The 7,596-nt window shown below is 72.7% G+C and carries 8 protein-coding genes and 1 pseudogene; 1 reads left to right on the forward strand and 8 read right to left on the reverse strand.

Annotation, left to right across the window (positions count from 1 at the left end; all coding sequences use genetic code 11):
- Window positions 1-723 (forward strand): annotated as a pseudogene (locus ACK5KK_RS12625) (lipopolysaccharide biosynthesis protein); the annotation flags it as partial.
- Between the two features lie 12 nt (window positions 724-735).
- Here ACK5KK_RS12625 and lysS read toward each other — a convergent pair.
- From lysS to folP, 8 genes are all read right to left on the reverse strand, one after another.
- The gene (lysS, locus tag ACK5KK_RS12630; RefSeq protein ID WP_416890436.1) at window positions 736-2,247 is read right to left on the reverse strand and encodes a lysine--tRNA ligase; all 1,512 of its coding nucleotides are present in this window, start codon (window positions 2,245-2,247) and stop codon (window positions 736-738) included.
- 56 nt (window positions 2,248-2,303) lie between these two features.
- On the reverse strand, window positions 2,304-3,002 hold the full coding sequence (locus ACK5KK_RS12635; RefSeq protein WP_416890437.1) for a DUF2520 domain-containing protein: 699 nt from the start codon (window positions 3,000-3,002) through the stop codon (window positions 2,304-2,306).
- Window positions 2,999-5,002, reverse strand: a complete 2,004-nt coding sequence (locus ACK5KK_RS12640; protein WP_416890438.1) for a PH domain-containing protein — start codon at window positions 5,000-5,002, stop codon at window positions 2,999-3,001. Before ACK5KK_RS12640 ends, ACK5KK_RS12635 begins: the two co-directional genes overlap by 4 nt.
- Window positions 4,999-5,580 carry a PH domain-containing protein gene (locus ACK5KK_RS12645; RefSeq protein WP_416890439.1) on the reverse strand — a complete coding sequence of 194 codons (582 nt, stop codon included), beginning with the start codon at window positions 5,578-5,580 and terminating at the stop codon, window positions 4,999-5,001. The genes ACK5KK_RS12640 and ACK5KK_RS12645 overlap by 4 nt, the downstream gene beginning before the upstream one ends.
- Window positions 5,581-5,672: 92 nt before the next feature.
- Entirely contained in the window at window positions 5,673-6,164 is a 492-nt protein-coding gene (locus tag ACK5KK_RS12650) for a DUF3180 family protein (protein ID WP_416890440.1), read from the reverse strand.
- Complete coding sequence (folK, locus tag ACK5KK_RS12655; RefSeq protein WP_416890441.1) at window positions 6,161-6,700, reverse strand: 2-amino-4-hydroxy-6-hydroxymethyldihydropteridine diphosphokinase; 540 nt, start codon at window positions 6,698-6,700, stop codon at window positions 6,161-6,163. The genes ACK5KK_RS12650 and folK overlap by 4 nt, the downstream gene beginning before the upstream one ends.
- The gene (folB, locus tag ACK5KK_RS12660) at window positions 6,697-7,059 is read right to left on the reverse strand and encodes a dihydroneopterin aldolase (protein WP_416890442.1); all 363 of its coding nucleotides are present in this window, start codon (window positions 7,057-7,059) and stop codon (window positions 6,697-6,699) included. Before folB ends, folK begins: the two co-directional genes overlap by 4 nt.
- Window positions 7,056-7,596, reverse strand: a 541-nt coding sequence (folP, locus tag ACK5KK_RS12665; RefSeq protein ID WP_416890443.1) for a dihydropteroate synthase, incomplete at its 5' end; no start/stop codon positions are given. The genes folP and folB, both read right to left, overlap by 4 nt.

The raw sequence follows: 7,596 nt of genomic DNA on the forward strand, positions 1-7,596 counted from the left end.
CCCGACTCCGGCCGCCCGCTCGCCGAGCTGGAGGTGTCGCCGTCGCCGGGCGTCCCGCTCGACGTCGACGCCGATCAGGCCGCCGGCGCAACCCTTCCGACGACGACGCCGGCGCAGCGGCGGCCGGTCGCGGCGGCCCTGCGCTCGCTGCGCGCGGCGGTGGAGATCGTCTGCGGCGTCCCCGCCGACGGGGCGCGCGCCGAACGGATCGATCCCGCCGCGCTCGAAGCGGTGTGCGCGCTCGACGACGCCCCGACCCTCTTCGAGTCGGTCCTGTCGGCCCCGCCCGACGACGCGATGACCCAGGCGCTCCTGGCCTGGATCCTCGGCCGCCCCGCGCTCCGCGACATCGCGCTGGTGCAGTGGGGTTCGGACGCGGCAGGCGGCCATCGGGCGCTCGAAGCGCAACGGCGCTGGGAGTCGGGTGAGCCGTACCCGCTCGACGTCGGTAAGGTCATGTGGGGCGACGGCCCGCAGCCAGATGCCGATCGGCTGCGGGCGGCGCTGGAGCTGTGCCGAGCGGTCGCCGCGGTCGCGCCGCGCCGCGACCGCCCCGGTGCACTGGTGGCGTGCGCGTGGATCTCCTGGGCGCTCGGGCGTTCCACACACGCCGAGGTGTACGCCCGGATGGCGCACGAGATCGATCGCCACCACGGTCTCGCCGACATCGTGCGCTCGATGGTGGCCGCCGGTCACCTGCCGGCGTGGGCGTTCCAGCGCTGATGCCGGCTCAGGTCACTTCACGAGCGGGAACAGGATCGTCTCGCGGATGCCGAGACCCGTGATCGCCATCATCAGGCGGTCGATCCCCATTCCGACACCGCCGGTGGGCGGCATGCCGTGCTCGAGAGCCCGCAGGAATTCCTCGTCGACGCGCATGGCCTCGTCGTCGCCGCGCGCGGCGAGCGTCGCCTGCTCGACGAAACGTTCGCGCTGGATGACGGGGTCGACCAGTTCGGAGTAGCCGGTGGCCAGCTCGAACCCGTGCACGTACAGGTCCCATTTCTCCACAACGCCGGGGATGCTGCGATGCTCCCGCACCAGCGGGCTGGTGTCGACCGGGAAGTCCACGACGAACGTCGGCCGGGTCAGGGTGGGCCCCACGAAGTGCTCCCACAGCTCTTCGACGAGCTTGCCGTGCGTCATGATCTTGACGGGCACCTCCACACCGACCTCGTCGGCGAGGGCGCGCAGTTCGTCGACGGACGTGGCGGGGGTGATCTTACGGCCCGCCGCGGCAGACAGCGAGGGGTACATGGACACCCGCTCCCAGGTCCCACCGAGATCGTAGACGGTGCCGTCTGCCCATGTGACGGTGGTCGAGCCGGTCACGGCGACGGCGGCGTCCTGGACGAGCTGCTGGGTGAGTTCGGCCATGCCGTGGTAGTCGGTGTAGGCCTGGTAGGCCTCCAGCATCGCGAACTCGGGGCTGTGGGTGGAGTCGGCGCCCTCGTTGCGGAAGTTGCGGTTGATCTCGAAGACGCGGTCGATGCCGCCGACGACGGCGCGCTTGAGGAACAGCTCGGGGGCGATGCGCAGGAACAGGTCGGTGTCGAACGCGTTCGAACGTGTCACGAAGGGGCGGGCCGCCGCGCCGCCGTGCTGCACCTGCAGCATCGGGGTCTCGACTTCGATGAAGTTCCGCGCCGCGAACGTGCGCCGCAGGCTGGCGTTGACGGCGGCGCGGGCCACGACGGTCTCCCGTGCCCGTTCGCGGGCGATGAGATCGAGGTAGCGTGAGCGCACGCGACTCTCTTCGCTGAGCTCGGTGTAGAGGTTCGGCAGTGGCAGCAGGGCCTTCGCGGCGATCTGCCACTCGCGCACCATGATCGACAGTTCGCCACGGCGGCTGGAGATGACCTGCCCGGTCACCGCGACGTGGTCACCCAGATCGACGAGCTCTTTCCAGGCCTGCAGCGACTGCTCACCGACCTCGGCGAGCGAGACCATGGCTTGGATCCGGCTGCCGTCGCCGGCCTGCAGCGCCGCGAAGCACAGCTTTCCGGTGTTGCGGCTGAAGACGACGCGACCGGCGACGGATGCCGTCTCGCCGGTCTCGGCGCCGGCGGCGAGGTCGGCGTACCGTTCCCGCAGCGCCCCGATCGTGTCGGTGATCGGCACCGCGACGGGGTACGCGCCGCCGGCGGCGTCGGCGCGCTCGGCGATGAGCCGCTCGCGCTTGGCCAGGCGGACAGCCTTCTGCTCGAAGACGTCGCTCTCGTCGGCGGGTTCGGGCGCGTCGGTCATGCTTGCTCCTCGGGGATCGACGCTCGATTCTACCCAGCCCGCGGAGGCGCGCCGCCTCAGCGGACTTCTGCGGACGGCGGCGGGGCCGCTGTGGCGAGCGCGCGGTCGACCGTGGCATGCACGAGCGACGACAGATACCTGCCGGGCACGGGAACGCCCACCTCGGCCAGCAGCTGCGTCGACTGGCGCACGACCGCCTCGGAGAACTCGGTCGCGGTGGCGATCGCTTCGCCGTAGGCCGCGCGGTCCGCCTCGGCGACGACGACCGGCTCACAGCCGAGCTCGACGGCGAGCGCCTGCGCGATCGGCAGGACCGCGGCCGGTGCGGTCACCGCGGCGTAGGAGCCGGGCAGCTGCCGCAGATCGATGCTGGTGCCGGTGAATCCGATGGCGGGATGCACGGCGAGAGGGATCGCGCCGCAGCCGGTGGCCGGGGCGAGCACCTCGACGCCGTGGGCCGGGTCGGTGTGCAGCACGAGCTGACCGACCTGCCACGCGCCGACATCGGCGAGGCCGGCCACCACGCCAGGCAGTTGCTCGTGCGGCACGGCGACCACGACCAGTTCGCTACGGCGCGCGACCTCGTCGGCCGGCAGCACCGGCACGTCGCCGACGACGGCGGCCACCCGCTCCGGGTCCGACCCGGCGGTGATCCCGTTGAGTGCGTGTCCCGCGCCGGCGAGCGCGGCGGCCATCACCGGTCCGACCCGACCCGCCCCGATCACGCCCACCCCGAGGCGCGCCGTGCGGTTCACGACGACGTCTCGTCGCCCGCGTCGGGCATCCGTGCGGCGGACTCGCCCGCCTGCCGTCGCGTGAGGGGCGGTTCCGGCGCGGCCGGACCCACAGCATCCGGGGCTGCCGCATCCGGTCCGGTGGCGTCCGGGCCCGCAGCGGACGGGTCCACGGTGGCCGGCGACACTTTGTCCGGGGCCGCAACGATCAGCGGCACCTCGGGCAGCGGCACAGCGGCCGGGCCCACAGCGGTGTGCGTCACAGCGGCCGGAGGCGCAACATCCGGAGCCGCAACGGTCGGCGCCGCAGCGACCTGCGGCACATCGGGCAGCGTCACAGCACCCGAGCCCACAGTGGCGGATCCTGCAGCGTCCGGGCCCACAGCGATCAGCGGCCCAGCGGGTACCGGCCCAGCGGCGGCCGCGGCGTTCCAGCGGTGGGAGGTGTCGGATGCCGCGGCCCGCACCGCGCCGGCGGTCGCGGCCTCCCAGACCGAGAGGGCGTCGTCGCGGTCGAGGTGGGCGACGGTGGCGGTCACCGGCCCGGTGACGGTGTGCCCGGTGAGGGTCGCCGTGCGCAGGGCGCGGTCGATCGGTCCCTGCGCCGCCCGCACCGACTGCAGTCGCGCGAGCGGCACGATCACGAGCATCCGCCAGATAGCGCCGGTGCGCAGCAGGAGTGCGGCCGGGGCGACCAGCGCACCGTTGCGACGCCACGAGAAGGGGCGCCAGATCGCGGCGCGGCGGGGGGTGTTCACGTAGGGGTCGTCGTCGACCGGACCGAGGATGCCGTGCTCGAACACGGCGGGCCAGTCGTTCTCGGGAAGCGAGGGCAGCACCAGACGCAGCACCCGCTCGACGTCGGCCCGCGTGCCTACCGGCAGCACCTCGGCGAACTGCTGCCGCGTGCTGGAGTCGCTGACGGATTGCCCGCTGAGCCGGTTGACACGGATCGTCCACCAGCCGAACGGCCGCCACAGGATCGACTGCCGGATCTCGACGGCATGGATCCGGCCGGGCGGGATGGTCTCGGTCACCGTGGTGAACAGGCCGAACGTGATGCGCACGCCCGCCGTCGTGGGGGCGATGGAGTACCGCAGCGACCGGGTGATCTGACGGATCCCGTACGCCCCGAAACCGATGAGCAGCGCGAACACCGTCGGTACGACGCCGATCAGCATCCACTCCGGTCCGGCGAACGCTCCGATCACGCCGAAGACCGTGAGCAGGGCGAGAAAGACCGTCCCCGGCGACAGCGCTTGCGACGCGATAAGGCGCCCCACCGGGATGTTCACGACCGACTCGGCGGGCGCGTCGTCGCGATCCACACCCTCGATCAGGCCCGTGAGCCCCTCGCTGACCGTCGACACCGCGGTGTGGGCGACCGAACCGGCCGGCGCCTGCTGGCCGAGCGAGCGTTCGCCGAGCTGGCGCCCGGACGCGAGTCGCAGGATGTCGCCGCGCACGGCCTCGGCGTTCGCCGTCGACAGATACTCCAGCTTGACGTTGGCGTCAGTGCCCGCCCCCACGACCTCGAGCTTGGCCGCACCGAGCAGCCGCGCGATCATCGGGCGGGTGAGGTTGACCCCCTGCACGCGGTCCAGCGGCGCGCGCCGGTGCGTGCGGAACAGCACTCCGGTGCGCACCTCGACGTCGTCACCGGTGATGCGGAACGTGTGGAACCGCCACGAGACGAACAGCACCAGCACGATCACGACGAGCAGGCCCACGAGACCCACCAGCACGAGCGGAACGAGGTTGTTGGCGAAGATGAAGTCGATGGTCTCGCCCTCCGGCGAGGACCAGCCGCCTACCGGAAGGAACACCTCGAGGAGCCGGTCACGGAGGTTCGCGACGACGATGCCGATCACGACCAGCAGCACCAGCCCGCCTCGCAGCAGCGGCGTCAGCGGATGCAGTCGATGCCACTCCCCGTCGCTCAGCGGCGAGCGCACCATCGCCCGCTCGGGCACCGGGGCGCCGGTGGAGGCGACCGCGCCCGGGGGCGCCGGCTCGGTCACAGTCCGGTCCGCCGGGTCTCGGCGACCTCGATGAGGGTGTCGCGCAGCCGCTCCGCGGCGCGCTGGGTCAGCCCCGGGATCGACACCCCGGTCGCCGCCGCAGCCGTGACCAGTTTGAGCTGCGCGATGCCGAACCCGCGATCGAGCGGTCCGTGGGTGATGTCGACCAGCTGCATTCGTCCGTACGGGACCGCCACGATGCGCTGCCACAGGATGCCGCGGCGAAACACCAGGTCGTCGTCGCGCAACTGGTAGCCGATCGAGCGGGCCTGGCGGTGTGCGATGAGCAGGCCGAACAGGATGAACGCGGCAACGGCGGTCGCCGGAAGCCATACCCAGTCCAGCTCCAGCACGACCCCGAGCACGATCGCCGCGGCGGCCACCAGTACCAGCGCGAGGATGTTGCTGACCAGCAGCACCACGACGTACTTGCGCGACACCTGATGCCACGTGCCGTCGCCGAGCGGCAGCCGCCCGTCGCTGCGCGGTTCGCGCAACCGATCATAGGTGCCGGCATCCAGCACGGGGTCACGTCCGTCGCCGGCGGTCTGCGGAGCGGACTCGTGGGGGCTGGTCATGGGCATCTCCTCGCGCGACCAGTGACGACATCGGTCGCGCCGTTGAGCCTACCCTCGGTCGAGGCGTCGTGCCCGCCGGTCGCTCGCCTCGCTCAGTGGTGCGACGGGGTCACCCCGGGCTCGGGCGGCGGCAGCTCGTCGTCGTCGCCCGGCGACCCGATCGTGCACATGCGTTCGGCGACCAGCCCCGCCACGACGAGCACGACCCCGCCCACCGCCGCCGCGATCACCGCCGCCAGGGCCGACCCGCCCGGCGGAACCGGCCGGCTGACCAGGAACGTCGCCAGGCCGAGGCCGACACCGGCGACACCAGCGCCCACGATGCTCGACGCCTTCGCGAGCATCGCGATCCGCACCGCACGGAACGGGTCGACCGGGTACCCGCCCGCGCCTCGCGTGGCACGCCGGATGGGGACGGCGAGCGCCACCGTGATCGCCCCCAGCAGCACGAGCAGCACCGGCAGCATGAGCGAGGGCGTGAACGTCGGTCTGCCGGATGCCGTGAGGGTCTGGTCCACGACGAACCCGACGATCGCGGCGACGACGCCGACCGCGATCAGCAGGCCCGCCGAGGTGCGTCTCACGCCGACCCCCCGGCACGGACTGCCGCCAGCAGCGCGTCGACACGGCCGCGGCCGGGAATCTCGGCATCCGGGTCGATGCTCAGCCACGGCGCGAGCACGAAGTCGCGTTCGGCGGCGCGCGGATGCGGCAGGAGCAGGCGCGGATCGTCGCTGACCACGTCGCCGTACGCGATCAGATCGAGGTCGAGGGTGCGGTCCCCCCAGCGCACCCGGCGTTCGCGCCCGTGCCGGCTTTCGATGTCGTGCAGGTAGCCGAGGAGCACCGAGGGCGCCAGTCGCGTGGTCATCCGCACCACCGAGTTCAGGTAGGCGGGGGCGGTCTCGTCGGGACCGTCCAGGGTCACCGCGATCGATTCGACGGGGGCGGCCGCCACGACCTGCTCGGTGAGCGGCAGCCGTCCGAGCGCGTCGACGGCCTCGTCGAGGGTGCGCCGGCGGTCGCCGAGGTTCGCGCCGAGGGCGACGACGGCCGTCACCGACGCGCGGGCCTCCCGGTGCGGGGGGTCGCCGAGTCCCTGCGCCAGTCCCCGGCTCACGGTGTGCTCCGCCGAATGGTGACCGACACGTCGGTGAACGGCACCGTGATCGGCGCCTGCGGCTTGTGCACGGTCACCTCGACCGCCTCCACCCCCGGGAAGGCAAGGGCGGCATCCGCGATGCGCTGCGCGAGACGTTCCACGAGATTGACCGGGTCGCCGGCGAGGATCGCCGCGATCTGCTCGGCCAGCTCGCCGTAGTGGACGGTGTCGGCCACGTCGTCACTGGCTCCGGCCCGCCCCAGGGGCAGTTCGACCGTCACATCGGCGACGAACGGCTGACCGTCGCGCCGTTCGTGGTCGTAGACGCCGTGGTGCCCCGTCGCGCGGATGCCGGTGAGGGTGATGCGATCGGTCACGACGTCACCTCCCACGCGTACAGCACGTCCAGGGCGTCACGCGTGGCGGCGACGTCGTGCACGCGCACGGCCCAGACGCCGGCCTGCGCGGCCAGCACGCTCGTCACGGCCGTGGCGAGGTCACGGCGGCGCTCGTCGGCGTCGGAGCCGAGCAGCTCGCCGAGGAAGCGTTTGCGGCTGGTGCCGACGAGCACGCGGGAGCCGAGTTCGCCGACGCGGTCCAGACCGCGCAGCACGTCCCAGTTCTGCGGTCCGCGCTTGCCGAACCCGATGCCCGGGTCGACGATGATCCGCTCGGCGGGGATGCCCGCCGCCACCGCGGCATCGATGCGGGCGCCCAGTTCACGGCACACCTCGCCGACGACGTCGGCGTACTCGGCGTGGGCGTACATGTCCGCCGAGTGGCCCCGCCAGTGCTGCAGCACGACGTCGACGGACGCGCCGGCGAGGGCGGGCAGCATCCCGGGGTCGCCGAGGCCCCCCGAGACGTCGTTGACGATCCCGGCGCCGGCGTCGATCGCGGCACGCGCCGTGGTG

The sequence above is a fragment of the Microbacterium sp. genome, from assembly GCF_047972865.1.
Classification (GTDB): domain Bacteria; phylum Actinomycetota; class Actinomycetes; order Actinomycetales; family Microbacteriaceae; genus Microbacterium.